This window comes from Micromonospora matsumotoense (assembly GCF_900091525.1).
In the GTDB taxonomy this organism is placed as follows: domain Bacteria; phylum Actinomycetota; class Actinomycetes; order Mycobacteriales; family Micromonosporaceae; genus Micromonospora; species Micromonospora matsumotoensis.
The window spans coordinates 447,779-473,366 of the sequence record NZ_FMCU01000001.1; the positions used below are offsets into that span (position 1 = coordinate 447,779).

Genomic DNA, 25,588 nt, shown 5'->3' on the forward strand with positions numbered 1-25,588 from the left:
CCGCCGCCGGGACGGTGAGGCGTCCGCCGCCCCGGGCCGGCGTCGCCGCGTAGCCTCACGACATGACCGTCTTCGACATCGAGATCGACGCGCTGACCGGCGGATCCGCCGACCTGACCGGCTACCGGGGCCGGGCCCTGCTGGTGGTGAACGTGGCCTCCCGCTGCGGCCTCACCCCGCAGTACGCCGGCCTCCAGGAGCTGGCCACCGGGTACGCCGACCGGGGCCTGGTGGTGCTCGGCGTGCCGTGCAACCAGTTCGCCGGCCAGGAGCCCGGCACGGCCACCGAGATCGACGAGTTCTGCCAGGTCAACTATCGCGTCACCTTCCCGCTGACCGAGAAGGTCGACGTGAACGGCCCGGCCCGGCACCCGCTCTATGCGGCGCTGGTCGACACCCCCGACGCCGAGGGACACACCGGGGACGTCCGGTGGAACTTCGAGAAGTTCCTGGTCGCTCCGGACGGCACGGTCGCCGCCCGGTTCGCCCCCACGGTCACCCCGGACTCCGCCGAGCTGCGCGCCGCGATCGACAAGGTCCTCCCCCACTGACCAGCCGCACGTCCGCACGGTCCCGGCACCCTTCGTGACCGGGTACGCCACGCCACCGCCGCCCACCCGTCGGGACGGACCGCCGCCACCCCGGGGACGGACCGCCGGCACCCGCCGGGACAGATACGGAAGGGCCCGGGACGGCGTACCGTCCCGGGCCCCCGTGGTCAGCTCAGGCGCACCGCTGCCCGTTGAGGGTGAAGGCGGCCGGCACCGGGTTGGACCCGGTCCAGGTGCCGTTGAAGCCGATGGCGGCGGAGGCTCCTGGCGCGAGCCTGCCGTTCCAGCTCAGGCTCTCGGCGGTCACCGAGGCCCCGGTCTGCTTCCAGGTCGCCGACCAGCCGTGCCCGACCTGCTGCCCGGCCGCCGGGAAGTCGAAGTCGAGCTGCCATCCGTCGAGCGCCGCAGCGCCGGTGTTGGTGATCGTCAACTGGGCGGTGAAACCGCCGGGCCAACTGCTCGACACCGCGTAGCTGACCTGGCAGCCACCGGTGGGTGTGGACACCGGGGCGGTCCGCACGGTCAGCCCGGGTGAGGCGGCCGAGACGTTGCCCGCCGCGTCCCGCGCGGTCACCACGAAGGTGTACGCGGTGTCCGCGGTCAGCCCGGTCGCGGTGAACGAGGTGCCGGTGGCGCTCCCCAGCTTCTCCGTGCCGGTGCCCTCGACCCGGTGCACGTCGTAGCCGGTGACGCCGACCCGGTCGGTGGCCGGTGCCCAGCTCAGCGCGACACTGTCGGTGGTGATGGCACCGGCGACGGGCCGACCGGGCGCGGTGGGCGCCTCGGTGTCGGCGTCGTCGCCGCGCGGCAGCACCAGGTGGGTGATGGAGTTGGCCGGGAAGGTGGCGGTGAAACCGGTCGCGCCGACCGGCTGGTCGGCCGCCCGGACGACACCGGCGAGGTTCGCCCCGCTGTACCGGTAGACCTCGGCGGTGCCGGCCCCGACGCCGGTCAGGGCGACCGGGGCGGTCAGCTCGTCGCCGGACTTGTTCACCACGACCAGGGTGAGCGCCTTGTCGGCGGACCGCTCGGCCGCGTAGACCGCGAGCTTGTCCTGATCGGCGCTGGTGGCCCGGACCGACGTCTCGCCGAAGGCGCCGCCGTCGCCGTCGTAGTTACGGAAGATCCGGAAGGCGTGCGCCACCGGCTGGTCGGTCGTCGGCGCGGTCCACAGGTTGGCCATGTCCAGGCCCTCGCGGCCGAAGATGCCGAGCAGGTCGGCCTGGGCGAGCGCACCGTTGATGTCCCCGTACGCGCCCCAGCTGTACTCGGTCATCGCGATCTTGGTGCCCGGGTAGTGCTGGTCCACCAGGTCCCGCATCCGGGGGATGAACCGGACCGGCTGGTTGATCCAGCTCTCGTCGACGTACGTGGGGTCCCAGAGCTGGCGGGTGGAGCGCAGCCGCAGGGCCTTGGTCGTGTCGTTGCCGGGCTCCTGGCTGAACACCCCGGACTGCTGCGGGTACAGGTGGATGTCGAAGTAGTCGAGCAGCCGGGTGCCGTGCTGCTGCTCGTAGGCGCGCATCTGGTCCAGGTACCAGGGGCCGAGGTCCTGACCCCCGTGCGCGGCCTTGTCCGGCGGGTTCGACCAGCAACCGGTACGGCTACAGGTGTCCTGGTCGAGCCCGGAGTAGGTGATCGAGTTCAGCCCCCAGCCGACCGGCCCGAGGACCTTCGCGCCCGGGTCGGCGGCCTTCACCGCGGCGGCGTACTCGTAGGTCCGGTCGCGTAGTTCGTCGTAGCCGAGCCCGGCGGACCGGACGTCGCGGTGGGTGCTGTGCCACAGGTCGGGTTCGTTGTCCAGGTTGTAGAACCGGACCCCGCCGTCGCCGGCGGCACCGAACTCCGTCTTGAGGTGGGTGATCCAGTCGGTGACGTACTCGGGGCCGACCGCGACGCTGGTGTCCCGGGGGTCGTTGCCGGTGATGTTCGTGCCGTCGGGCTTCTTCCCGTTGCCGCAGTCCGGGGCCCACGGATCGGTGGACTCCTGCGGGCCGTATTTGGCGACGCTGAACGCGCAGGCCCTGGCCCGTTCCTTCGCGATCCAGCCGAGCATCGGCAGGGTCAGCACGGTCTCGGCCCCGGTGGCCTTGTCCCCGGCGATGAACCGGTCGGACTCGGAGCCCTTCGGCAGGCTCTCCGGATCGGCGTTGTCGTTCGGGATGTTCTCGAAGTACCAGTCCGCCGCCCGGTTGGTGGTGTCGGCGCGGAAGTTGTAGCGGGTCGTGGCGTTGCCGCCGTAGCGGTTCACCGGCAGTCGGATGTCGCGGGCCAGCGCGGCGTCGGCGAAGTTCATCCCGTAGACGTACGGGCTGATCGGATGCCGGCCGGCGGTGGCGTCGACGGCCAGGGCGGGGCCGGTCGCGGCCCGGGCCGGTTGGGGCAGGGCCAGCCCGCCGAGGGCCACGGCAAGGGCCGCCGGGAGTAGTGCGGTAGTGATACGCACGAGCGTTCCTTCCTAAGGAATCGATGCTCGACGATGGGAGCGCAGGCCAAGGATCACGCTTTCCCTTGTCCCGAGTCAACCCGGGACCGCGCCCGCCGATCCTTCGGCACCCCTGCGCACCCATCCGGCCGCCCACCACCGACCAGGCCGCGCCGACCACCCGGAGGGGTCGGCGCGGCCTGGCACGCGGTGGCCCGCCCGGGCTCAGCCCGCGGCGGAGCGGAAGACCGGGTAGTAGCCGCCGGACTGGCCGGCCGCCGTCGGGTGGTAGGAGACGCCCAGGTTGACGAAGTTCAGCGCGTGCAGCCACTTCTCGCCGTAGCTGCACAGCTGGTGACCGACGAAGATGGACCGCACGTCGGCGAACGTGAAGCCGGCCGAGGTGGCGGCGGTACGGGTGATGTCGTCCACCAGGTTGATGCCCTCGTTGATCTTCGCGCGGGAGTTCGCGCTGAGCCCCACGCAGACCGTGCCGAGCTGGTAGAAGACCGGGTAACCGACCACCACCACCCGGGCCGACGGCGCGCGGGACCTGATCCCGTTGTAGACGGTCGCCAGCTTGGCGGGCAGTTCCGCGCGGGCCTTGTTCTCGGCGGCCTGCACGGCCGCGACGCACTGGGTCTCCCCCTGGAGCACGCAGGTCGACATGATCGACGTGAAGCCGACGTCGTTGCCGCCGATGGTGACGCTGACCAGCGTGGTGGTCGAGGTCAGCGCGGAGAGCTGACTGTTGACCACGTCGGTGGTCGTCGCCCCGGAGCAGGCCACCGACTTGTACGAGGCGGGCTTGACGTTCGTGTTGTACAGCGCCGGGTAGGCGTTGGTGCTGCGCTGGCAGGCACCGCTCTCGGAGGTGTAGCTGTCGGCGCCGACGCCCGAGGCGTACGAGTCACCGAGGGCCACGTACCGGTCGCTGGGGGCGGCCTGGACGGGCACCGCCGCGCCGAGGGTCACGCCGATGGATGCCGCGAGACTCACGGCGAGGGTCACGAGTCGGGATCTCCGCACGTCGCACTCCTGGGGTGGGGAAGTGGTGGTGGGAGATAGATATCACTCAATTACATGCTTAGGGAAGGTCATCGATGAGTAACAGGGGTGACTAGGGGTTCATCCGCGCGTGACGTCGCCGTCGGACGGTCGACTCGGCGGACCGCTGTGGACGGTCGACACCGCCGCATAACCCATCGACCAAGTCGGGAATACCCACCCGGCCGGGCCGGTTGGTCACCGGCATGACAACTGTGGGACTCATCGGCAGCGGCAACATCGGCAGCACCCTGGCCCGGCTGGCGGTCACCGCCGGCCACGACGTGGTGCTCAGCAACTCACGCGGCCCGGAGACGCTCAAGGACCTGGTCGACGAGCTGGGCATCCGGGCCCGGGCGGCCACCCCGGCCGAGGCGGCGGCAGCGGGTGACCTGGTGGTGGTCACCATCCCGCTCCGGGCCTACCGGGAGGTGCCCGTCGCGCCGCTCGCCGGCAAGACCGTCATCGACACCAACAACTACTACCCGGAGCGCGACGACAGCTTCCCGGAGCTGGACGACGAGTCGACCACCACCAGCGAGCTGCTCCAGCGGCACCTGCCGCAGTCGCGGGTGGTCAAGGGCTTCAACAACATCTACTTCAAGCACCTGCTCGCCCTGGCCCGCCCGGCGGGGGCCGCCGACCGCACCTCGCTGCCGGTCGCCGGGGACGACGCCACGGCCAAGGCCGAGGTCACCGCGTTCATCGACTCCATCGGGTACGACACGGTCGACGTCGGGCCGCTCGCCGAGGGCTGGCGGTTCCAGCGGGACACCGCCGCGTACGGCGTCTTCTACACGGCCGACCCGGCCGCCGGCTTCGAGCAGCCGGGCCTGCCGACCGACGCCCAGCGGCTACGGGACGCCCTGGCCGCCGCCCGCCGCTACGCCGACGTCTGAGCCGACATCCGACCGCCCGGGGCGGGACGGCAGCCGCGCCGCCGGCCCGCCCCGGGCGGTCCGCCCGATGATCCGGCCGGATGATCGCCGCACACGGGTATGCCTGCGGCCGGGGCAGCGGACGGCCCGCGCCCAGCGGTCAGCCGGTGGCCCGCCACTCGTCGGCCAGTACCGCCCAGACCTCGATGTCCACCCGGCCCGTCGGCGCAGAGGCGACCTGGCGCAGGGTGCCCTCGTGCCGCATGCCGAGCCGCCGGGCCACCGCGATGCTGCGGACGTTGCCGGCGCTGGTCCGCCACTCGACCCGGTGGATGCCGCGTTCCCGGATCGCCCAGTCCACGATCCGGGTCGCCGCGCGGGTCACCAGGCCCCGACCCTCGGCGGCCGGCTCCAGCCAGCAACCCGCCTCGGCCACCCCGGTCGCCGTGCTGAACGACACGAACAGCACCCCGCCGACCAGGACGCCGTCGCGCCAGATCCCCCAGATGCCCCCGGCGTCGTCGGCCCACTTGTCGGCGGACCGACGCAGCACCCGGCGGGCCGACTCCAGGTCGGTGGCCACGAAGGACGCGCCCACCCAGGGGGCGATGTGTTCCCGGGCCCGGTCCAGGTGGGTCAGGAACTCCTCCGCGTGCCACGGTGAGAGCGGACGCAGCTCGGCGTCCTCGGTCAGCGGCAACGCGAACATCCGTCAGTTCCTCCGGTGTGCGACGGGCAGGCTCAGCCGTAACGTGGGCCCGAAAGTGGGCCCGAAACCCAGCGACCGGTAGAGCGGTTCACCGTCGGGTGAGGCCCGCAGGTCGACCTTGCCGACCCCGCGCTGCCGGTACCAGTCGAGCAGCGCCTCCAGACAGGCCCGGGAGTAGCCGCGCCGACGGTGCACCGGCTCGGTGACCACGTTGAAGACGTATCCGGCCAGGCCGTCGGGGTTGCCGGGGCCGCCGAGACGCTGCTCGATGGTGCCGGTGGCACAGGCCGCCAGGACGCCCGGCCGGTCCGGGTCGTCCACGACGAAGACCGCCATCAGGTCGGCGGGCTCGGCCAGCCGCCGGTGCAACACCTCCCGGGCCGCCTGCTGCCAGGGCCCCGGCGCGGGGGCCATCTGGTCGATGTCGGCCAGCATCACCCCGCGCAGGCGGACGATCTCACCGGCGTCGGCGACGACGGCCCGTCGAACGTTGATCACGAACGGACGGTACCGGATGCGCCGGGCGGACCGTGGACCCGAACCACGCTGATCGGAAACAGCGGGACACGACGGCCGGTCAACTTGCCATCGGGTCCCGTTCACGGGACGCTGGGGGCCGGGACCGACACCACCCTCGGAGGCGAGATGCCCCAACTCCCCACCGCGCCACGCCGACTGCTCGCCGCCGCCGGCACGCTCCTGCTCGGCAGCGCGCTGGCCACCACCGGCGTCGCGCCGGCCAGTGCGGCGGCCGGCGACGTCGGCTACGTCCGGCTGGCCCACCTGTCCCCCGACACCCCCGCCGTGGACGTCTACCTCTCCGCCCCCGGCAACGACGCGCCGCAGGTCTTCCCCGCCGTCGGCTACGGCGTCGTCTCCCGCTACCTGCCCCTGGCCGTCGGCCGGTACGCGGTGGCGATGCGGCAGGCCGGCGCCCCGGCCAGCGAACCGCCGGTGCTCACCACCGAGGTGGCGGTCGACGCGGGCGAGGCGTACACGGTGGCCGGGGTGGGTCGCTATGCCGACCTCGGCCTGCGGGTGCTCACCGACGACCTGACCGCCCCGACGGCCGGCCAGGCGAAGGTTCGGGTCGTCCAGGCCTCCGTCCGCGCCCCGGTGGTCGACGTGAAAGCCGATGACGGCCCCACCATCGCCGACGCCGTCCGGTTCGCCACCACCACCAAATACCGGCAGGTCGAGCCGGGCCGCTGGCGGCTGCGCCTCGGCGGCGGCAACGGACCGACCGCCGATGCCGAGGTGACCCTCACCGGCGGTCGGGTCTACTCGCTGCTGGTGCTCGACGGCAAGCGGGGCGGGCTCACCACCGAGCTGCGCGAGGACGCCCGGGGTGGCGGGGTCGCCCCGGCCGGTGGCGTGCCGGCGGGCGCCGGTGGGCTGGCCGGGGGCGGGCTCGGGGCGTACCCGATGATGGTGGCCGGCGGGCTGCTCGCGGGGGCCGTGGTGGTGGGCACGACGGTGCTGGTGCGGCGTCGGCGGCGACCGGTCTGGTGACCGGGCCCGGCTTCGCGATCCGTCGGCACCGCGCCCGGACGCCTGCCGCCGCCCTGGTCGCGGCCGGTGCGGCGCTCTGCCTGGCCGCCGGCACCGGCGTCGGCCTGGCGGCCACCGACAGCGGCCCGACCACCGACTCCGCCCGGCCGGCCGGCGCGGCCGGCAGCTGGCAGCCCGGCTGCGTGGCCGGTTGCGCCACCGGGGCCGGCACCCCCCGCGCCACCCCGACGCCCCCCACCCGGGTACGCGTGGCGCGGATCGGCGTCGACTCCGCGCTCACCGCGCTCGGGCTGGACCGGGCCGGCACCCTGGTCCCCCCGGCGGACTTCACCCGGGCGGGCTGGTACGGCGGCGGCCCCGCACCGGGTGACCCGGGACCGGCGGTGATCGCCGGGCACCTGGACTCGCGGCGCGGCCCGGCCGTCTTCGCCCGCCTCGGCGAACTACGGCCCGGCGACCGGATCGAGGTGTGGCGGGGCGACCGCCGGGTGAGGTTCCGGGTCACCGGCGCGCTGCGCACCCCCAAGGACGCCTTCCCCACCGCCACCGTGTACGGCCCGACGCCCGTCCCCGAGCTGCGCCTGATCACCTGCGGCGGCGACTTCGACCGACGCGTCGGCCACTACCGGGACAACGTGGTGGTCTTCGCCGTCACCGACCCGCCGGCCGACCCCCTCCCCCGCTCCGCCGCCGACTGACCCGGCCACGGCCGCCCGGCGGCGGTGGCGCTCAGCCCGGCGGCGGTGGCGCTCAGCCCGGCGGCCGGTTCGACGCCGGCGTCGGCCCCGCGCGGCGCACCGACGGCGGGGTCAGCGGACCGGGCGACGGCCGGCGAAGCCGCACTCGACCCGGTGGTACCAGCGCACGTCGGAGTCGCCCTCCAGCCAGCACCAGAGCACCGCCCGACCCTCGCGCTCGCCGGGGAAGTCGAGCAGCACCGGGGCGATCCCCTTGACCTGGATGTCGTGCGAGTTCAAATCCTCCAGCACGCCGTGCAACCGGGCCTCCAGGGCCTTGACCTCGGCCCGGCCGCCCAGCGCCGACATCCCGGGGCCGGCCAGGTCGGCCTGTAACTCGGCCAGGTCGGCCCGGATGCCGATCAGCTCGTCGATGCGGGGCTGCAGGGTGGCGACCAGGTACCGCGCCTGGGCGAGAGTGAACACCGGGCCAGTATGGGGCACTCACGTCCTGCGTACCGACCCGTCGCCGGCTTCAGTCGACTTCCGAGCCGGAGCTTTCCCGGGTGACCTCGTCAGCCAGGACCCGGACGTGAGCCAGGAGCGCCGATGGGTCGGCGGCCAGGTCGAGTGCGTGGCAGACGATCTCGACCCCGGCATTGCGTACGACGTGCCGGGTCGGTGGGCGCGCACCGAGGGCGTAGACCAGGTGCCCGCGAGATAGCCGGTAGGCGACGCAGCAGGCGAGCATCTGGTAGACGTCAGGGCCAACGACCTTCGGCCAGTTGGAGAGAGACCCGGTGCGCGAACCGGATCGCCCGGCAACCGGCCAGGCCGCTCAGGACGTCATCCACACTGAGTTTCGGCCGTCCGCCTCTGCCGGTGGCCTCCGCCTGCTGTACGACGATGTCGGCGATTCGTTCCGGGTCGTCCTCCAGCAGCAGGCAGAGGAAGTCGTCCGGGTGCAACGCCTCGATGGCGTACGGCGCGAGCGCGTGGTCCGGGAAGTCACGGAGGTTGGCGGTGACGATCACCTCCGCGTCGGCGGCAACGGCAGCGGCGAGCACATGGCGGTCCTTGGGGTCGTTGGTCATCTCGGCGATGAGATGCTCATAGCCCGAGACCATCGCGGTGGGAAAGTGCTCTCGCATGACCTCGACCCTGCGTTCGGCCTTGGCACCGAGCGCCGACGGCGGCAGGTTCCGGCGAACCTCGTCGAGGATCGCCCGCGTCCAGAGCGGGCGGTACAGGTCCTGCTCGGCGCAGCGCAGCAGGGTATCGGCGAGGACGCTGGGCACGAGGACGCAGGCGTCCAGCACGGCAACGGTCATCAGTGGGCGGTCACTCGTCCGGCTGGTCGCCCGACGGCCTGCGGCCGCGCCGGATCGCTTCGTCGTAGACGCCCATGTCGATCGCGTCCGTTGTCAACTCGTCCAGGGCCTCACGGCGCGCTCTCGACCGGCGCTCCTTGTAGGCCAGCACATCGTGCAATGCGACCCGGCGGCTGGAGTTGGGGCGGGTGTAGGGCAGAACGCCATCGGTCATCAGCTTGACCACCGTCGGGCGGGTCACGCCCAGGATCGCGGCGGCCTCCCCGGTCGACAGCTCGACATTCTCCGCCATCACCCGCACCGGCCGCCCTCGACCGAGGATCGACACGACTTCGGCGAGGGCCTCGCCCACCACGGACGGCACGTCGACCGGTTCTCCGCCGTCGACGATCAGTTGCAGCCGCCGCCCCCGCAGCGACCGTCGGGCAAAGCGCCGCAGCTCGTCACCGTTGGGCGCCGATCCGCCTGCGGGTACCACCGTCACAAGATCCTCCGACGTCATCGATCCCGTCACCACGATACCCGCCAAAACGAAAAAAACGATAGGGTTAGGCGACATGCTCGGTCGGCAGGTGGATGCGCTCGGCCGGCACCCCGGCGGCGAGCAGCCGCAGCCGTGACCCGGCCACCATCAACGGCGGCCCGCACAGGTAGACCTCCTGGCCGGGCCGGTAATGGTCCAGCGCGACGGTCAGCGCGTCGCCCCGCTCCCCCGCCCCGGCGAGCGGGTCGTGCGAGAACGCCGGCACCAGGGTCAGCCAGTCGTGGGCGCACTGGAGCTCGGCACATCCAGCGGGCAGTGAAGGAGGGTCGGGACCCCGTGATGCCGCAGCATGACGCTTGGCGAAGCGCCAGCGTCATCAAGTCCAACCCGGACAAGGCCCAACTGCCGGTGCGGCTGCGGGCACTTGCCGACGGCAAACTCCTCTACATGGCGGTTCCGAAGATCGCCGACATCCGCCCCTTCTACCTGCTCGATCCCACGACCCTCCGCGCAGCGCCAGCCGACGCCGCGGCCGGCAGTGGAGCAGCGGACCACGCGCCGAAAGTCGGCATCAGCGAGATGCACCCCGTGGACCTGGTGGTGTGTGGCAGCGTCGCGGTCAACCGTGACGGGAGTGCGGCTCGGAAAGGGCGCGGGCTACTCGGATATCGAGGTTGCCCTGCTCACCGAAGCCGGCCTGGTCGGTCCCTCCACCATCCTCGCGACGACGGTCCATCCGTTGCAGATGGTTGACGGGCCGCTCCCCGAGTCGTCGCACGACTTCGGCATGGACCTGATCGTCACTCCGGATGAGGTGATCGAGTGCCGGCGGCGGCCGCGCCCGACCGGCATCTACTGGGAAAGCCTCAGCGCCCAGAAGATCGACGCCATTCCATTCCTCAAGGCATCAGCGGCGTCCCGGATGAGGTCGGCATGAACCGTACGCGATCAGCCTTGGTCGTCGTCCCACCGCCACAACTACCCGGGCAGCCCCTTCGATCTGCCGCCGGTGGTGTACTCGGCGAAGATCTCGTCAAGTATCCTCCGTGAGATCGCCGCCGCCTCGCTCTCGTCCGGCGCGTTGGCGTAGTTGACCAGCGTCTTCCAGAGCGCCCAGCCGCGCCCGCGCGCCCATGTCGCGTCATCGACGGACAGCCGCTCCCGGAGCACCCGCCGGCCGTCGGCGGTCAGCAGTGTCCAAGCGACCGCCAGGTCACCGGAAGGATCGCCGACGCCGCACGTCCCGAAGTCGATGATCGCCGCGAGTTGCCCATTGCCGAGCAGGAGATTTCCCGGGGCGATGTCACCGTGGAACCAGCGCTCCGTACCGTCCCAGGGCGCATCCAGGGCGCACTTCCAGATCTCGCTGGCGAGATCGACATCGACACGGCCGTCGAGAGCGATGAGCCCTCGGCCGGCCTGCCCGTCGTAGGTGCGCAGGGTGCCGCCCCGGTACCAGTTGTGTTGGCCCGGGCGGGGGCCGTCAGCGGCATCGACGGCTTGCAGGGCCACGATGAACTCGGCCAGGTCGAGCGCGAACCGGACCGGGTCGGCGATGCGATCCACCCGCGCTGTTTCGCCGTCGAGCCACCGGTAGACCGACCACGGGTACGGATAGCCCTCGCCGGGCTCGCCTCTCGCCAGCGGGGTGGGTATGGGCAGCGGGAGACGGGGGGCGAGCACGGGAAGCCAGGTGTGTTCCTTGTCGACCGCCTGGGTGTACTCCCACGCGCTCGGCAGGCGTACCGACATCCCCGGACCGAGGTGGAAGGTGCAGTTGTCCCAGCCGCCGTTGGCGACCCGCTCGACCGGGAGGTCGGCCCAGTGCGGGAACTGGCTGGCGACGAGCCGGCGCACCTGGTCCACGTCGACCGCGATGCGTGTCGGCAGCGGACCGAGATCGGGAATGTCGTTCGATCCCCCGTCCGACATCGGCCAGTGACCTCAGTCGGCCTGGGCGGCCAGTTCGCGGGCGCGGTCCCGGGCCGCTTCCAACGCGGCGAGCAGCGCCGCGCGTACCCCGTGCTTCTCCAGCTCGCGGATGGCGGAGATGGTGGTGCCGGCGGGGGAGGTGACGGCCTCGCGGAGCTTGACCGGGTGTTCGCCGGAGTCGCGCAGCATCACCGCCGAGCCGATCGCGGTCTGCACGATCAGCTCGTGCGCCACCTGCCGGGGCAGGCCGAGCAGGATGCCCGCGTCGATCATGGCCTCGACCAGCAGGTAGAAGTAGGCCGGCCCGGAGCCGGAGAGCGCGGTCACCGCGTCCTGCTGCGACTCGGGCACCCGCAGGGTCGCGCCGAGCGGGGCGAACATCTCCTCGGCCAGGGCCAGGTGCTCCCCGGTGGCGTGCGCGCCGGCCGAGATCGCGCTCATCGCCTGGTCGACCAGGGCGGGGGTGTTGGTCATCACCCGGACCACCGGGGTGCCCTCGGGCAACCGGCGGCTGAAGAAGCTGGTGGGCAGCCCGGCACAGAGCGAGACGACCAGCTTGTCGGCCGGCACCTTCGGGCCGATCTCGTCCAGCAGGACGCCCGCGTCCTGGGGTTTCACCGCGATCGCCAGCACCGCCGCCTCGGTCACGGCGGTCAGGTTGTCGACCACCCGTACGCCGTACCGGGTGGCCAGTTCCTCGGCCCGGACGGGACGGCGGGCGGTCGCCAGCAGGCGCTGCGCCGGCCACCCGGACCGCAACAGCCCGGAGAGCACCAGCTCGCCGATCTTTCCCGCCCCGATCACCGCGACGGTGTGCTTCGCCGACCCCATCTCCACCTTCCGTCCGGTTCACCCTGTCCCGTGCGCCCTTCCCCTCCGGCGCGCAACGGCGGAGGGGAAGGGCGGGGCGGGTCAGCTGCCGAAGAAGACCTCGGCCTCGTCGTAGCGCTCGACGGGGACGGTCTTCAGCTCGCGGGTGGCCTCGGCCAGCGGCACCCGGACGATGTCCGTGCTCTGCATCGCGACCATCTTGCCCCAGTCACCCTCGTGGGCGGCGTCGATGGCCTGGAGGCCGAGCCGGGTGGCGAGCACCCGGTCGAAGGCGGTCGGGGTGCCACCGCGCTGGATGTGCCCGAGCACGACGGTACGGGCCTCCTTGCCGGTCTTGGCCTCCAACTGCTCGGCGAGCCACTGGCCGATGCCACCGAGGCGGACGTGCCCGAAGGCGTCCAGCTCCTGGTTGTGCAGGACCATCTGGCCGTCGAGCGGCTGGGCGCCCTCGGCGACCACGACGATCGGGGCGTACTGGTGCTGGAAGCGCTTCTCGACGTAGCCGGCGACCTGCTCGACGTCGAACTTGCGCTCCGGCAGCAGGATCACGTTGGCGCCACCGGCCAGGCCGGCGTGCAGGGCGATCCAGCCGGCGTGCCGACCCATCACCTCGACGACCAGGGTGCGGTGGTGGCTCTCCGCGGTGGTGTGCAGCCGGTCGATCGCCTCCATGGCGATGTTGACGGCGGTGTCGAAGCCGAAGGTGTAGTCGGTGGCGCCCAGGTCGTTGTCGATCGTCTTCGGTACGCCGACCACGTTGACGCCCAGCTCGTGCAGCTTGGTCGCGACACCCAGGGTGTCCTCGCCACCGATGGCGATCAGCGCGTCGACGCCCTGCGCGGCGAGGTTCTCCTTGATCCGCTCCACGCCGTTCTCGATCTTGAACGGGTTGGTGCGGGACGAGCCGAGGATGGTGCCGCCACGCGGCAGGATGCCCCGCACCTCGGGGATGCCGAGCGGCTTGGACAGGCCCTCCAGCGGACCCTTCCACCCGTCCCGGAAACCCACGAACTCGTGACCGTAAGTAGCCACGCCCTTACGGACCACCGCCCGAATGACCGCGTTGAGACCTGGGCAGTCGCCGCCGCCGGTGAGCACGCCGATACGCATGATCTGCTCATCCTCCTGGAACGTCAGGTGAAGCCCGGATAAGCCCCAGGATATGTGTCAGATCAGACCATCGGCGCCGTTGCCGGCCCGGGGCGGGCCGTCAGTGCGCACTGTAGTCGCCGTAGGTGTACGCCGACACCGCGCCCCGGCCGCTCCCACCCGTCCCGGTGGCTACCGGTCAGTAGCTGACCTCGTGGTTCTCCCCCGCCTCCGGCGGCTTCCCGGTCACCGCCGCCTTGGCGAACCCGAGCAGGTTGACCACCGTGCCACCCGGCGAGTCCCAGTACTCGGCCGAGCTGGCGTGCACCTTGAGCAGGGTCAGCCCCGGGGTGTCCAGACCGTCGGGGAACCACGCCTTGTACAGCGGGTTCCACAGCTGCTCGGCCCGCGCCCGGTCGTACGCCTCCTGGGCGGTGCCGGAGACCGAGACCCAGGCGTGGTGGCGCTGGTCGGAGAAGGCGACGTTGACCTCCGGGTTGACCCGGAGCTGGCGCATCTTGGCGGAGTCGGTGTACGCGAAGAACCACAGGTCGCCGTCGAACTCGGCCTCCTGGAGCGCCATCGGCCGGCTGAGCATCCGACCGTCCACGCCGATCGTGGTCAACATGCAGATCCGGGCGTCCCGGATCAACTCGGTCACCCTCCGCCGGGCGTCGGTGATGGTGGTCGCGTCGTCGGCCATGGCGCACTCCCTCGGATCGGCTCGCCCGAATCCGGTGCCCCCGACGGCACCGGTCAAACCTGCCGGTCATCACGGGCTGTCATCATCCGCCCAGCAGGCCGGGCGGCGCCGAGGGTCAACCATTCCGGCAGGGCGGTCCGAGGGCCAGCCACTGGCCGGCAGCGCGGCACCGAGAACAAGACGCTGGCCGGCAGCGCGGCACCGAGAACAAGACGCTGGCCGGCAGCGCGGCGCCGGATCAGGCCGGACGGGCCGTCATGGTCCGCCAGCGGTCCAGGTTGTGCCGGGCGTCGACCAGGGCGTCGTGCCGGTCGGCTGCCGCCTCCGGCAGCCGGGGCCTGCCGACGTCGTCCCAGAGCTGCCGCAGCTCCTTGGTGAACCGGGGGATCTCCCGGGGCAGGGCCGGCATCGCCCCCCAGAGCTGGGCCAGCACCACGTGGTCGTACGCGGCGTACCAGGCCCACAGCTCCAACTGCTCGCCCGGCCGATCCCGGATCGGCTCCAGCAGGAACTCGTGCAGGTCGTCGCGGATGCGGGCCCGCGAGCGCCAGGCCCGGTCGGCCGGCGAGGGGAGCTTGTCCAGCACGTTACGGCGGACCCAGGGCACGGCGCGGGAGTCGTCGAACTCGGTGGAGACCGCGTAGAACTCGCGGCCGTACTCGTCGACGACACCGATCGAGACGAGGTCGACGCTCCGGCCGTCCTCGATGAATTCGCAGTCGTAGAAATAGCGGTAGACCATCGCCGTCCATCCTCGCCCACCGCCGGTGACCGTCGTCGGGCGGGGGCGGCGGGCGGACGGTGCCGCACCGCCCGCCGGGTCCGCACCCGCGACCGCATCGGCGTCCTCAGGCCGTCCGCCGCAGCTCGGGAGTGTCACGGAAAGGTCTACAGGGGTGTACAGCAAGCGACTGGGCCGTCATGATCTGATGTGTACCGCTACCGGACGCCGAACCGGTGTCAGTTCACCTCTGCAGGGGCCGTCAGGGTTCACCCGGTGAGCGAAATTTGTGGTCCGTGACCGGGGAGGGGTGGGGCGGTGGAGATGCGCCTGCCGGAGCCGGGTGACGCCCTCACGGGGGTGGAAATGTTCGCCGGTTTGGAGCCCGAGGTGCGCCAGCGGGTGATCGCCGCGGCCGTGCCGCGCACCTACCGCAAGGGTCAGCTGCTCTTCGTCGAGAACGATCCCGGCGAGTCGCTGATCGTGCTGCGCCGCAGGGCGGTGGCGGTGTTCCGTACCGCGCCGACCGGGGAACGCGCCGTGCTGTCGGTCATCCGACCACCGGACGTGCTGGGTGAGGTCTCCCTGCTGGACGCCTCCACCCGATCGGCCTCCGCCGAGGCGATCGAGGACTGCGCGGCGCTCGCCCTGTCCCGTCCGGCCTTCATGGAACTGGTGCACTCCAACCCGCGCATCCTGGACGCGGTGATGCGCTCGCTGGGCGGCCTGATCCGGCGGCTCACCGAGCAGAACGCCGACCACGTCTTCCTCGACCTGCCCGGCCGGGTGGCCAAGACGCTGGTCCGGTTGGCCGGCGAGAGCCAGGCCCCGATGATCACCATCGAACTCAACCAGAGCCAGCTCGCCGAGATGGCCGGTGGCTCCCGGCAGAGCGTCAACCAGGCGATCGGTTCCTTCGCCAGTCGGGGTTGGCTGCGTACCGAGGGGCGACGGATCGTGGTCACCGACGTGGCGGCGCTGCGCCGACGCGCCGGCATGAGCGACCGCTGACCGACGCTCCCCGGCGGACGCCCGCACCGTGACGACGGACGGCGGGCACCCGGGGCCGGGCCACGGTGAGTCACCACGCGACGACGACGGCGGGGCCGGCGGACCTGGTCCGCCGGCCGCGCCGGTTCACTCACTTGCCGTCGTCGTCCGCAGGCGGGGCACCCGGCCCGGGTCCGATCTCGTCCGGCGGTGTGCCTGGTCCGGGCCCGATCTTCTGCGGCTTGGACGGCGAGGTCGTGGTCGTGCCAGTGTCCGAGGACGTCTTGCTGTCGGGATTCTCCACCATGCCCTGCTCCTCCATTCTGGCGAGAGTGACCGCGTCGACGTCGACCGTCTCCCCGGGAGACCGGACTGTACCGTTCGGGTCGGTCCAGTAGGCGGACAATCGCACCTGCACGGCACTCTCCTGACAGTGAGTTTTCCTCGTGAGGAACACTAGTGGCGGCCGACCAGCGGCAGGGTCCGCCCGCACGTCGGGTACCCGACTGGCCCGCCGCAGCGGGATAATGGGATCTCCTCACGTACGGAGTTCGTCATCGACCTCAAGTGTGGGCACTGCTCTCGGGCGGCGGGACCGGACGACCGCTTCTGCGGCGGCTGCGGACAGGCGCTGTCGCTCGACTGTGCCTCCTGCGGCCACGGCAACAGCCCCGAGGTCAACTTCTGCACCAACTGCGGGCAGCCGCTGCGCGACCACGGGGTCACCGTGCAGGAGGACCGCCGTCAGGTCAGCGTGCTCTTCATCGACATCGTCGACTTCACCACGTACGCCGAACGGGCCGACCCGGAGCAGGCGCGCAGCCTCCAGCAGGCGTACTTCGCCACCGTGCGCAAGCTGGTCCACCAGTACGGCGGGGTGGTGGAGAAGTACATCGGCGACGCGGTGATGGCGTTGTTCGGCGCCCCGGTCGCCACCGACAACGACGCGTTGCGCTGCGTACGGGCCGGTCTGGAGCTGCAACGCAGCCTGGCCCGGCAGACCGCCGGACCGCAACCGCCGCTGGGCTTCCGGGTCGGCGTGGCCACCGGGGAGGCGCTGGTGGACCTCTCCGCCACCCGCGACGGTGGCCAGGCGTTCGTCACCGGCGACGTGGTGAACACCGCCTCCCGGTTGCAGGCGCTCGCCCCCACCGGTGGGGTGGTCGTCGACGAGAGCACCTGGTCGGCCACCCGGCACGAGTTGGAGTACGTCGACCGGCCGCCGGTCACCCTGCGGGGGCGCTCGGCGGTGAGCCGGATCTGGCTCGCCGTGCGGGCCCGGCCGCGCACCGGCCCGCAGGCCGTCGAGCTGACCCCGATGGTCGACCGGGAGCACGAGCGCGGCCTGCTGGTCAGCGCCCTGCACCGCACGGTCAACGAGCGCACCTCCCAGCTGGTGACCGTCTTCGGTCCGGCCGGGGTGGGCAAGAGCCGGCTGCTGCGCGAGCTGTCCCGGCACGCCGCCAACCTGCCCGGCCACCGGGTCACCTGGCTGGTCGGGCAGTGCCCGCCGTTCGGCGAGAACGTCACCTACGCCGCGCTGGCGGACATCGTCAAGGGGTGGCTGGGGGTGCCGGAGACCGACGACCCGGAGCCGCTGCACGCTCGGCTGCGCCAGCGGCTGGGCCAACTCGGCGACCCGCACGCCGCCCGGTTGGCCAGCGCCCTGGGGCCGCTACTGGGGGTGGCGGCCGGCGCCCGGCTCCACTCGGGCGAGACCGAGGCGGCCTGGCGGCGGTTCCTGCTCGCCCTGGCCCGGCAGGGCCCGACGGTGCTGGTCTTCGAGGACATGCACTGGGCCGACCAGGCGATGCTCACCTTCGTCGAGCAGCTCGGGGCGGCGGCCCGGGGCGTACCGCTGCTGGTGGTGGCGACCGCGCGGCCGGAGCTGCGGGAGCGGCAGCCGGCCTGGACCGGCACGATCAGCGGGGCGATGTCGATCTCGGTCCCGCCGATGCACGACGCGGACATCGACACCCTCTACTCGTTGCTGCTCGGGCAGGCCGCGCTGCCGGCGGCGGCCCGCGAGCCGCTGATCGAGTTCGCCGACGGCAATCCGCTCTACGCCCAGGAGTACGCCCGGATGCTGTTGGACGGCGGGCTGCTGGAGCCGGCCGCCCGGTTCGACCCGGCCGGCTCCACCGACATGCCGCGCACCGTCCAGGCGGTCATCGCCAACCGGCTCGACCTGCTCGACCCGGCGGACCGGTCGGTGCTCCAGGCCGCCGCCGTGGTCGGGGTGCAGTTCTGGCCGGTGCCGGTGGCCACCGCCCTGGGCCGGACGGTGGAGTGGGTGGAGCGGGCACTGGACCGGTTGCAGCGCCGGGACATGGTCTTCGAGCTGCCCACCTCCACGATGGCCGGTCAGCCGGAGTACCGGTTCCGGCACATCCTGGTCCGCGACGTGTGCTACCAGCGGCTGCCCCGGGCGGAACGGGTGCTGCGCCACCAGCGCACCGCGGACTGGCTCGCCCAGCTCACCGACGCCGGACAGCAGGACCTGGCCGAGGTGCTGGCCAACCACCGCTGGACCGCCCACGAGATCGCCCGGACGGTCGGACTGGACCCGGCCCCGTACGCGGTGGCGGCCCGGACCGCACTGCACCAGGCCGCCCGTCGGGCGTACGAGCTGCACGCGCTGGAGAACGCCGCGACGCTGGTCGGCCGGGCGCTGGCCGTCGGCGGCGACCCCGACCCGGGGCTGGAGCTGTTCGCCGCCGAGCTGGCCTTCTTCCGGGACGGGGACGCGTTCCTGGTCGACGGGGGAACCGAGGTGTTGACCGGGCTCACCGAGCGGTTGGCCGCCGTCGGGGACCGCTCCGGCGCGGCCCGCGCCTGGACCCGGCTCGCCACCGCCGCGTGGAGCCGGGCCGACCGCTCCGAGACGTTGCGCTGCCTGGACCGGGCCAACGGGATCTATGCCGAGCTGCCGGAGTCCGAGGAGAAGGCGGAGGCGCTGCTGGAGCTGGCCCGGGCCCGGATGCTCAACGCCGAGACCGACCAGGCCTGCGCGGCGGCCAGTGCGGCGGCCGAGCTGGCCGAGCGCCTGCTGCTGCCCGAGGTACGGGCCAATGCCCGGATCACCCTGGCGGTGGCCCGGTACATGGCCGGCGAGCAGCAGGCGTACGCGGAGCTGGCCGAGGTGGCCGAACAGTGCCGGGTGGACCGGTTGGCCAGCCGACGCCGGGCGGTGCAGAACCTGGCCTGGGCGGCGCAGGAGGAGGGCGACCTGGCCCGGTCGGCCGAGCTGGTCGACGAGCAGCGCACCCTCGACCTGGGTGGCGGGCACAGCCTGGCGACCAGCTTCGCCGCCCAGTGGGCCCGGGCGTACTACGCCGGCGACTGGGTGTCGACGCTGGAGCTGGGCACCGAGTCGACCCGTCGGCCGACCGCCGAGTGGGACCTGCACATCGTCGCGATCTCGGGGTGGATGCGCGCCCTGCGGGCGGACCGCCCGGCGGTCGACCCGGCGGCCCGACCGCCGGTGCCGACCCAGCCCGGCCCGGCCGACGAGGGTTCGCGGCTGTCGCCCACCGCGCGTCGCGCGCCGACCGACACCGCAACGACCGACACCGGCGCAGTCGACGCCGCAGCGGCCGATGTCCGCGCAGTCGACGCCGGGGCGGGCAGCACCCACCCAGTCGACGCCGGGGCAGGCGGCACCCACCCAGTCGACGCCGGGGCAGGCGGCACCCGCACAGTCGACGCCGGGGCCGAGGACCATGATCTGGTGTCGTGGGCCCTGGTCGCCGCCCGGCGCAGTGGTTTCCACCGGGTGTTGCAGTCGACGCTGGCGCACGCCGCGCTCTGCCGGGCGGTCCGGGGTCGCCGGGACGAGGCGATGCGGCTGCTGGTGGAGCTGGACGAGGACTGGGGCCGGACCCGGATGATCCCGTTCGCCGAGTGGGTGCCGGCGGTGGGCCACGTCGCTGCGGTGCTCGGCCCGGACGCCGCCCGGCTGGTGCACGACATGCTCGACCGGTCCCCCCGGATGACCCCCTGGGCGGAGGCCGCCGGGCAGGTCGCCGACGCCACCCTGGCGCTGGCCGACGGGGACGCCGATCGGTCCGCCCGGCTGTTCCGGGCGGCCGCGCAGAGCTACGCCCGGATGACCGACACCACGGACCACGTGCTGACCACCGCGCTGTCGGTGCGGGCGCTGACCGTCGCCGACCCCGCGCAGGCGGCAGCCACCCTCGACCGGGTACGCGACTTCGCCGACCGCAACGACATGCCCGGCCTGCTCCGGCTGGCCACCTCGACAACGGCCGCCCAGACCTGACCCGGCCCTGACCCGGACCATCCCTCCGGGCCGGGCGGGCTTACAGATCAACTCGCTTGGGCCGACGTTGCGGTGTCAGGCGGGATTCGACACCGCTGTTTCGGCCCCCGAGAGTCGATCATCAGCCGCAGGGCGTCGGGCGGGCGGGCAGATCGTCGCGCTTCTAGGCGAGGTATTTCGCTTTCGCGTCGAATGTGACTTCTTGCAGGCCACTGCCCGGGTACGGTCCGGCAGGAAGCAGCGGAACCCGTCGCCGACGACGGGCACCGGCTCCCCGGCGGGCAGGTCGGCCGCCCCTCGCCCCGCAGCGGACGGTCCCACCCCGCTGGACGGAACGCCGATCAGGTGCGCTACCAGCCGGTACGGCACGGGTGTCCGCCCCGGCCCGGGGCCGACGACCTCCGCAGCGGGCCGTCCGGGCAGGTCGCGGGGAGGGTCGAACGGGCCTGCGGGAAGGTGGCCGACGGGGACGCCCGCCGACCCGGAGCCGACGAACCACGAGCGGCACGCCACAACGCACTCCCGGAACCGGGTGCCGACGTGTCACGATTCAGAGCACGGCGTACGGGGCGCCGACACGACCGCACCGGGAGGTGCGCGGAGGAGGATGTCCGGTGTCAGCGGGTGGCGCCCGCCGGGGACGGCGGGACAACGGGCTCGACGCGAGCGAGTACGCCGTCGCGGGCGACGTCGATCCGCGCGTCGGTGAGCACCTGCTCGACGTGCTCGCCGCAGGCGGGATCGCCGCCTACCTCCAGCCCTCCGCCGACCTGAACCCGATCACCCGGACGACCACGGTGCCGTCCCGGCCGGTCGACCGGCTCTACGTGGACCGCTCGCACCTGACCACCGCCCGCGACTACCTGACCCAGCTCGCCGACGAGGCGACACCGGAGCCCTCCCGCGCCGAGCCGGACGTCGACGCCGAGTGGGAACGCCTCGTCGCCGCCTTCCACACCGCACCGGCTGCCGGCAGTCACCCCTGGCCGGCCTCGGAGGACGTCGACGACGAGCCGACCGACCCGACCGCCCGGTCCGGTGGCCCGGCGACCCGGGCCGACGAGCCGACCGGCCCGACCGCGACCGACGTACGACGGCTGCCGTACGCGGCCGACATCTCCGGCATCTCGGTGACCCCCCGGGGCCGGCAGGACGAGCCGTCGCTGCTGGACGGCCTGGACACCTTCGGGGCCGACCTGCCGGACGACCCGGAGGAGGGCTACACCCCGCCACCGCCACCGCCGCTGCCCCGGATCTCGAAGTACGCGGTGGTCGGCGTGCTGGGGATCGTGATCGGTTTCGTCCTCTTCCTCAACCCCTCGTTGCTGCCGGTGGACGCCTCGCTGGTCACCCTGCTCGGTTTCACCGGCATCCTCGCCGGATTCGTCACGTTGATCTGGCGACTGCGTCCCGGCGACGAGGACGACCATGACCCCGACGACGGCGCGGTCGTCTGAGTCCCTCTCTCCCACCCGCACATCCCCACCCCCGCCGTCCACCGTCGCCCGCATCCCGGGACACCGTCGACCCCCACGCCGGGCGTAACAGTGGTGTAACTTACGGTCAGTAGGAATACCGCTGTAGGTCACTTCCCCCACCGACTGCCCGGTTGTTCCTTGCTCGCGTGGTCGGTCCACTGCCGATCGGAATGCCCGAGATGCGACAGAGTTCCCTGGTGGTGGTCGCCAACCGGCTCCCCATCGACGACAGCGTGGCGCCCGACGGCGCCTGCGAGTGGCGCCGCAGCCCCGGCGGGCTGGTCAGCGCGCTGCACCCACTACTCCGACAGACCCCCGCTACCTGGGTCGGCTGGGCCGGCGGCACCGGGCCCGCGCCCGTGCTGCCCGACGTGGACGGCGTGCACATGCAGACCGTCCCGCTCACCGCCGACGACCTGCGCGACCACTACGAGGGCTTCGCCAACGCGACCCTCTGGCCGCTCTATCACGACGCGGTCGAGCAACCCGAGTACCACCGCCGCTGGTGGGAGGCCTACCAGCGGGTCAACCAGCGGTTCGCCGAGGCGACCGCCGAGGTGGCCGACCCGGGCGCGGTGGTCTGGGTGCAGGACTACCACCTGCAACTCGTCCCCGGGCTGCTCCGCGAGCTGCGGCCCGACCTGCGGATCGGCTTCTTCCTGCACGTGCCGTTCCCGCCGCCGGAGCTGTTCATGCAGCTGCCCCGCCGGGCGGAGCTGCTGCGCGGGATGCTCGGTGCCGACCTGATCGGCTTCCAGCGGGCCCAGGCGGCCCACAACTTCGCCCAACTGGCCACCAAGGTGCTCGGCCTGCCGGCCACCGACCGGCGGATCGGCGTGCAGGACCGGGTGGTGCGGATCGGGGCGTACCCGGTCTCGATCGACACCGCCGAGATGGCGGCGCTGGCCGGCCGACCGGACGTCACCGCGCGGGCCCGCCGGCTCCGGCACGACCTGGGCGATCCCGAGCGGGTCATCCTCAGCCTCGACCGGATGGACTACACCAAGGGCATCGAGCAGCGGCTGAAGGCCTACAGCGAGCTGCTGGCCAGCGGTGACGTCAAGGTCCGCGACACGGTGCTGGTGCAGGTCGCCATGCCGAGCCGGGAGCGCGTCGGCCAATACCAGATCCTGCGGGAGCGGATCGAACGCGAGGTGGGCCGGATCAACGGCGAGTTCGGCCGGGTCGGCGAGCCGGCCATCCACTACCTCACCCAGCCCTTCGACCGGGCCGAGCTGGCGGCGCTCTACCGGGTCGCCGACGTCATGGCGGTCACCCCGCTGCGCGACGGGATGAACCTGGTCGCCAAGGAGTACGTGGCCGCCCGGGTCGACGACACCGGCGCGCTGCTGCTCAGCGAGTTCGCCGGCGCGGCGGCCGAGCTGGACCAGGCGTACCTGGTCAATCCGCACGACCTGGAGGGGCTCAAGCAGGGGTTGTTGTCGGCGCTGCGGGCCGCGCCGGGCGACTCCGGCGACCGGATGCGGGCGATGCGCGACCACCTGCACCGGCACGACATCCGGGCCTGGGCCCGCTCCTACCTGAGCGCCCTGGACGACACCGGCTCGCTGCTCACCCGGCTCAGCAGCACCGGCTGACCCGCCCCGACCACGGCCCGGCGGCCTGACCACACCGGTCGGCTGGCGTCCGCCGGGCCGGCGGGCCACCGGGACGGGCGGTCAGCGCCGGCCCGGGTCCTTGACCAGCCAGTCGAGGAGGGCGTCCAGCGGCTCCTGCCACCGGGTGTCCAGCATCAGGTCGTGCCCCATGCCGGGGAACAGCAGCGGGGCCGCGCCGTACCGGCCGGCCGCCCGGGTCAGTGCGGCCGGCGGGACGACCCGGTCGTCCGGGCTGCCCAGCACCAGCACCGGTGGGCGGCCCACCGCCGGCTCGGCCGGCCGGCCGGCGAGCAGCTGCCACTGGGCCCGCCGGCCGGCCCGACCCAGCCGGGCCAGGTGCCGTCGGGCGTCCGCGTCGGGCAGCTCCCGGCCGAACAGTTGCCGACGGTGCAGCCGCAACGCCCCGCCGAACAGGGCGGGCAGCGTGCCGACCGGGTTGGCGCGCAGCGCCAACCCGGCCGTGGCGGGGCCGCCGAGCACCGGCGCCACCAGCACCGCAGCCCGGGCCGGGTAACGCGCCAACGCGTGCGACACCACCAGCGCCCCGGCGCCGTGCCCCACCAGCACCGCCTGCCGCGGCAGCTCCGCCGCCGCCTGGACCACATCATGGGTGTACGCCCGCAGCGTCGCCCCCGACGCCGGCTCACTGCCGCCGTGCCCGCGCAGGCTCACCGCGTAGGCGGGGAAACCACGCGACGCGGTGTGCTCCAGCCAGTGCTCGGCGAACGCCCAGGCCCCGTGCCCGAACCCCGGCACGAACAGCAGCGGCGGACGCCCCTCGTCCACTTCGGGGACGGCGCTGAGCACCTCCCGGCGGGCCGGGCGGACCGGGTGCGCCCACTCCCGACCCCGCAGGATCCGGACCCGCTCATCGGTCGTGCCGCTCACTTGCCCTCCAGTTCGTCGAGGGCGCGCTGCACCGCGCGCAGGTAGTCGACGTGGCCCACCTCGAACCAGTGCCGACTGCTGTCCTTGACCTTCCCCGCGTACCGCTCCCCCGCGCCGGCCGCCGCCCGGGAGGCGAACGCGGCGGCCCGCTGCGGCTGCTCCCGACGCAGCCGCAGCGACCGGGCGAAGAGCACGGTCTGCCAGTGCGCCAGGGTGAACAACCCCGAGTCGGGCTGCAACAACCCGGCCACCGCCAGGGTCGGGTGGCCCGGCGGGAAGGCGTGCAGCCAGAGCCGGGGCCGGCCGGAGCCGTCGGCGTCGCCGAGGATCCCCGGGTCGAGGAACTCGAAGCGGGGCAGGTAACCGGTGGCGAAGACGACCAGCTCCGGGTCGATCTCCCGACCGTCGGTGAGGGTCACCCCGCCGGGATGGAACCGGGCCACCTCCGGGACCGGGGTGATCTCGCCGTGGCCGACGTAGTAGACCAGTTGGCTGTTGGCGATCGGGTGCGTCTCGTAGACCCGGTGGTCCGGCTTCGGCAGCCCGAACCGGGTCAGGTCGCCAACGGTCAGCCGCAGGGTCCGGTGGTAGAGCCACTGCCGCAGCCGCAGCGGCACCCGCCACGACAGCAGCGCGTCGTTGACCTGGTCGGCGGGGCGGCCGAGGACGTACTTCGGGGCGTACCAGTAGCCGCGGCGGGTGGAGTGCCAGCAGCGGGACGCCTGCTGGGCCGCCTCGACCGCCAGGTCACAGCCGGTGTTGCCGGCCCCGACCACCAGCACCCGCTTGCCGCGCAGCTGGGCCGGGTCCTTGTAGGACGAGGCGTGCATGACCTCGCCCCGGAACTCCTCCAGCCCCTCGTAGCGGGGCAGTTTCGGCGACCAGTTGTGCCCGTTGGCGACCAGCACGGCGGCGTACCGGGAGGTGCGCTCGGGGCCGTATCCGCCGGTGCTGCGGGTGGTGACGTCCCACCGGTCGCCGTCGACCGGCTCCACCCGGACCACCTCGGTGCCGAACCAGATGTGCCGGCGCAGGTCGAAGTGGTCGGCGTACCGCTCGAAGTAGGACAACAGCTGGCTGTGGTGCGGGTAGTCCGGCCAGGAGTCCGGCATCGGGAAGTCGGGGAACTGGGTGAACGGCCGCGACGAGATCAGGTGGGTGCTGGCGTACACCGGGCTGCGGTCGTGCCGCCAGTTCCAGCCGCCGCCGACGCCGGTCTCCCGTTCGTAGCAGTCGACGCCGAACCCGTGCTCGGTGAGGTTCTTGACGGCGGTGAGGCCGCTGGCCCCGGCACCGATCACGCAGACCGTGTCGCCCCGGTCAGAGACCGGCCGGCCGTCCCGGCTCGGGGCGAGCGTCGTGGTCTCCGGATCGGGCCGGCCGTGCTCGGTGGAGGGGGACACCGGGAATCTCCTTTTGTGCGGCCAGGTACGCCGGTTCG

26 protein-coding genes are annotated in these 25,588 nt (G+C 72.8%); 9 read left to right on the forward strand and 17 right to left on the reverse strand.

Annotation, left to right across the window (positions count from 1 at the left end; genetic code table 11):
* The first annotated feature begins 62 nt into the window (after positions 1-62).
* Positions 63-551: a glutathione peroxidase gene (locus tag GA0070216_RS01885; RefSeq protein WP_091237607.1), complete on the forward strand. Its 489-nt coding sequence runs from the start codon at positions 63-65 to the stop codon at positions 549-551.
* Between the two features lie 172 nt (positions 552-723).
* Here GA0070216_RS01885 and GA0070216_RS01890 read toward each other — a convergent pair whose 3' ends face one another.
* Positions 724-2,997 carry a glycoside hydrolase family 44 protein gene (locus tag GA0070216_RS01890; RefSeq protein WP_091237608.1) on the reverse strand — a complete coding sequence of 758 codons (2,274 nt, stop codon included), beginning with the start codon at positions 2,995-2,997 and terminating at the stop codon, positions 724-726.
* Positions 2,998-3,201: 204 nt separating this feature from the next.
* Complete coding sequence (locus GA0070216_RS01895; protein ID WP_091237610.1) at positions 3,202-4,005, reverse strand: SGNH/GDSL hydrolase family protein; 804 nt, start codon at positions 4,003-4,005, stop codon at positions 3,202-3,204.
* A gap of 224 nt (positions 4,006-4,229) precedes the next feature.
* On the opposite strand from GA0070216_RS01895, the gene GA0070216_RS01900 reads away from it, so the two are divergent.
* Entirely contained in the window at positions 4,230-4,922 is a 693-nt protein-coding gene (locus GA0070216_RS01900) for an NADPH-dependent F420 reductase (protein WP_091238859.1), read from the forward strand.
* 139 nt (positions 4,923-5,061) lie between these two features.
* On the opposite strand, the gene GA0070216_RS01905 is transcribed toward GA0070216_RS01900, so the two are convergent.
* Both GA0070216_RS01905 and GA0070216_RS01910 read right to left on the reverse strand, forming a co-directional pair.
* On the reverse strand, positions 5,062-5,610 hold the full coding sequence (locus tag GA0070216_RS01905; RefSeq protein WP_091237613.1) for a GNAT family N-acetyltransferase: 549 nt from the start codon (positions 5,608-5,610) through the stop codon (positions 5,062-5,064).
* 3 nt (positions 5,611-5,613) lie between these two features.
* A complete protein-coding gene (locus GA0070216_RS01910; protein ID WP_091237616.1) occupies positions 5,614-6,108 on the reverse strand; it encodes a GNAT family N-acetyltransferase in 495 nt (164 codons plus the stop codon).
* A 147-nt stretch (positions 6,109-6,255) separates the two neighbouring features.
* Here GA0070216_RS01910 and GA0070216_RS35995 point away from each other — a divergent pair, with 147 nt between their 5' ends.
* Together GA0070216_RS35995 and GA0070216_RS01920 are read left to right on the forward strand one after the other, a co-directional pair.
* Positions 6,256-7,122: a DUF4397 domain-containing protein gene (locus GA0070216_RS35995; RefSeq protein ID WP_091237619.1), complete on the forward strand. Its 867-nt coding sequence runs from the start codon at positions 6,256-6,258 to the stop codon at positions 7,120-7,122.
* Positions 7,119-7,820, forward strand: a complete 702-nt coding sequence (locus tag GA0070216_RS01920; RefSeq protein WP_245722279.1) for a class F sortase — start codon at positions 7,119-7,121, stop codon at positions 7,818-7,820. Before GA0070216_RS35995 ends, GA0070216_RS01920 begins: the two co-directional genes overlap by 4 nt.
* A gap of 111 nt (positions 7,821-7,931) precedes the next feature.
* Here the strand turns inward: GA0070216_RS01920 and GA0070216_RS01925 are convergent, their stop codons facing one another.
* From GA0070216_RS01925 to GA0070216_RS01945, 5 genes are read right to left on the reverse strand one after another with little or no spacing between them, the layout of a single operon-like run.
* Positions 7,932-8,285 carry a DUF2203 domain-containing protein gene (locus GA0070216_RS01925; RefSeq protein ID WP_091237621.1) on the reverse strand — a complete coding sequence of 118 codons (354 nt, stop codon included), beginning with the start codon at positions 8,283-8,285 and terminating at the stop codon, positions 7,932-7,934.
* Positions 8,286-8,334: 49 nt separating this feature from the next.
* Complete coding sequence (locus GA0070216_RS34315) at positions 8,335-8,550, reverse strand: hypothetical protein (RefSeq protein ID WP_091237623.1); 216 nt, start codon at positions 8,548-8,550, stop codon at positions 8,335-8,337.
* A gap of 10 nt (positions 8,551-8,560) precedes the next feature.
* On the reverse strand, positions 8,561-9,130 hold the full coding sequence (locus tag GA0070216_RS01935) for a PIN domain-containing protein (RefSeq protein WP_218108114.1): 570 nt from the start codon (positions 9,128-9,130) through the stop codon (positions 8,561-8,563).
* A 10-nt stretch (positions 9,131-9,140) separates the two neighbouring features.
* Positions 9,141-9,632, reverse strand: a complete 492-nt coding sequence (locus tag GA0070216_RS01940) for a helix-turn-helix domain-containing protein (protein ID WP_176738783.1) — start codon at positions 9,630-9,632, stop codon at positions 9,141-9,143.
* Positions 9,633-9,678: 46 nt separating this feature from the next.
* Entirely contained in the window at positions 9,679-9,879 is a 201-nt protein-coding gene (locus GA0070216_RS01945) for a ferredoxin reductase domain-containing protein (RefSeq protein ID WP_245722245.1), read from the reverse strand.
* A 369-nt stretch (positions 9,880-10,248) separates the two neighbouring features.
* On the opposite strand from GA0070216_RS01945, the gene GA0070216_RS36340 reads away from it, so the two are divergent.
* Entirely contained in the window at positions 10,249-10,551 is a 303-nt protein-coding gene (locus GA0070216_RS36340; RefSeq protein ID WP_342670703.1) for a 5-formyltetrahydrofolate cyclo-ligase family protein, read from the forward strand.
* A gap of 41 nt (positions 10,552-10,592) precedes the next feature.
* On the opposite strand, the gene GA0070216_RS01955 is transcribed toward GA0070216_RS36340, so the two are convergent.
* From GA0070216_RS01955 to GA0070216_RS01975, 5 genes are all read right to left on the reverse strand, one after another.
* Positions 10,593-11,546 (reverse strand): aminoglycoside phosphotransferase family protein, encoded by a 954-nt coding sequence (locus GA0070216_RS01955; RefSeq protein ID WP_091237630.1) that lies wholly within the window; start codon positions 11,544-11,546, stop codon positions 10,593-10,595.
* A 12-nt stretch (positions 11,547-11,558) separates the two neighbouring features.
* Positions 11,559-12,377, reverse strand: coding sequence for a pyrroline-5-carboxylate reductase (gene proC / locus GA0070216_RS01960; RefSeq protein WP_091237632.1), 819 nt, complete (start codon positions 12,375-12,377; stop codon positions 11,559-11,561).
* 81 nt (positions 12,378-12,458) lie between these two features.
* Positions 12,459-13,487: a 6-phosphofructokinase gene (locus GA0070216_RS01965; RefSeq protein WP_091237634.1), complete on the reverse strand. Its 1,029-nt coding sequence runs from the start codon at positions 13,485-13,487 to the stop codon at positions 12,459-12,461.
* A 178-nt stretch (positions 13,488-13,665) separates the two neighbouring features.
* Positions 13,666-14,169, reverse strand: a complete 504-nt coding sequence (locus GA0070216_RS01970) for a pyridoxamine 5'-phosphate oxidase family protein (protein ID WP_091237636.1) — start codon at positions 14,167-14,169, stop codon at positions 13,666-13,668.
* A 238-nt stretch (positions 14,170-14,407) separates the two neighbouring features.
* The gene (locus tag GA0070216_RS01975) at positions 14,408-14,911 is read right to left on the reverse strand and encodes a polyadenylate-specific 3'-exoribonuclease AS (protein ID WP_091237639.1); all 504 of its coding nucleotides are present in this window, start codon (positions 14,909-14,911) and stop codon (positions 14,408-14,410) included.
* A gap of 297 nt (positions 14,912-15,208) precedes the next feature.
* Between GA0070216_RS01975 and GA0070216_RS01980 the strand changes: the two genes are divergently transcribed.
* Complete coding sequence (locus GA0070216_RS01980; RefSeq protein WP_091237642.1) at positions 15,209-15,901, forward strand: Crp/Fnr family transcriptional regulator; 693 nt, start codon at positions 15,209-15,211, stop codon at positions 15,899-15,901.
* A 130-nt stretch (positions 15,902-16,031) separates the two neighbouring features.
* Here the strand turns inward: GA0070216_RS01980 and GA0070216_RS01985 are convergent, their stop codons facing one another.
* Positions 16,032-16,298: a hypothetical protein gene (locus GA0070216_RS01985; RefSeq protein ID WP_091237645.1), complete on the reverse strand. Its 267-nt coding sequence runs from the start codon at positions 16,296-16,298 to the stop codon at positions 16,032-16,034.
* Positions 16,299-16,436: 138 nt separating this feature from the next.
* On the opposite strand from GA0070216_RS01985, the gene GA0070216_RS01990 reads away from it, so the two are divergent.
* From GA0070216_RS01990 to GA0070216_RS02000, 3 genes are all read left to right on the forward strand, one after another.
* Positions 16,437-20,162, forward strand: a complete 3,726-nt coding sequence (locus tag GA0070216_RS01990; RefSeq protein ID WP_245722280.1) for an AAA family ATPase — start codon at positions 16,437-16,439, stop codon at positions 20,160-20,162.
* Between the two features lie 614 nt (positions 20,163-20,776).
* On the forward strand, positions 20,777-21,619 hold the full coding sequence (locus GA0070216_RS01995) for a DUF308 domain-containing protein (RefSeq protein WP_091237648.1): 843 nt from the start codon (positions 20,777-20,779) through the stop codon (positions 21,617-21,619).
* Between the two features lie 200 nt (positions 21,620-21,819).
* Positions 21,820-23,238: an alpha,alpha-trehalose-phosphate synthase (UDP-forming) gene (locus GA0070216_RS02000; RefSeq protein WP_091238864.1), complete on the forward strand. Its 1,419-nt coding sequence runs from the start codon at positions 21,820-21,822 to the stop codon at positions 23,236-23,238.
* 81 nt (positions 23,239-23,319) lie between these two features.
* Here GA0070216_RS02000 and GA0070216_RS02005 read toward each other — a convergent pair whose 3' ends face one another.
* Both GA0070216_RS02005 and GA0070216_RS02010 read right to left on the reverse strand, forming a co-directional pair.
* Complete coding sequence (locus tag GA0070216_RS02005) at positions 23,320-24,147, reverse strand: alpha/beta hydrolase (RefSeq protein ID WP_091237651.1); 828 nt, start codon at positions 24,145-24,147, stop codon at positions 23,320-23,322.
* Positions 24,144-25,550: a flavin-containing monooxygenase gene (locus tag GA0070216_RS02010; RefSeq protein ID WP_091237654.1), complete on the reverse strand. Its 1,407-nt coding sequence runs from the start codon at positions 25,548-25,550 to the stop codon at positions 24,144-24,146. The genes GA0070216_RS02005 and GA0070216_RS02010 overlap by 4 nt, the downstream gene beginning before the upstream one ends.
* Between the last annotated feature and the right edge of the window lie 38 nt (positions 25,551-25,588).

Bases quoted from the DNA above. Each gene is read 5' to 3' on its own strand.
- GA0070216_RS01970 (WP_091237636.1), bottom strand. From the start codon at position 14,169: ATGGCCGACGACGCGACCACCATCACCGACGCCCGGCGGAGGGTGACC.
- GA0070216_RS01965 (WP_091237634.1), bottom strand. From the start codon at position 13,487: ATGCGTATCGGCGTGCTCACCGGCGGCGGCGACTGCCCAGGTCTCAAC.
- GA0070216_RS01975 (WP_091237639.1), bottom strand. From the start codon at position 14,911: ATGGTCTACCGCTATTTCTACGACTGCGAATTCATCGAGGACGGCCGG.
- GA0070216_RS01900 (WP_091238859.1), top strand. From the start codon at position 4,230: ATGACAACTGTGGGACTCATCGGCAGCGGCAACATCGGCAGCACCCTG.
- proC (WP_091237632.1), bottom strand. From the start codon at position 12,377: ATGGGGTCGGCGAAGCACACCGTCGCGGTGATCGGGGCGGGAAAGATC.
- GA0070216_RS34315 (WP_091237623.1), bottom strand. From the start codon at position 8,550: ATGCTCGCCTGCTGCGTCGCCTACCGGCTATCTCGCGGGCACCTGGTC.
- GA0070216_RS01905 (WP_091237613.1), bottom strand. From the start codon at position 5,610: ATGTTCGCGTTGCCGCTGACCGAGGACGCCGAGCTGCGTCCGCTCTCA.
- GA0070216_RS35995 (WP_091237619.1), top strand. From the start codon at position 6,256: ATGCCCCAACTCCCCACCGCGCCACGCCGACTGCTCGCCGCCGCCGGC.
- GA0070216_RS01935 (WP_218108114.1), bottom strand. From the start codon at position 9,130: ATGACCGTTGCCGTGCTGGACGCCTGCGTCCTCGTGCCCAGCGTCCTC.
- GA0070216_RS02000 (WP_091238864.1), top strand. From the start codon at position 21,820: ATGCGACAGAGTTCCCTGGTGGTGGTCGCCAACCGGCTCCCCATCGAC.
- GA0070216_RS01940 (WP_176738783.1), bottom strand. From the start codon at position 9,632: ATGACGTCGGAGGATCTTGTGACGGTGGTACCCGCAGGCGGATCGGCG.
- GA0070216_RS01955 (WP_091237630.1), bottom strand. From the start codon at position 11,546: ATGTCGGACGGGGGATCGAACGACATTCCCGATCTCGGTCCGCTGCCG.
- GA0070216_RS01885 (WP_091237607.1), top strand. From the start codon at position 63: ATGACCGTCTTCGACATCGAGATCGACGCGCTGACCGGCGGATCCGCC.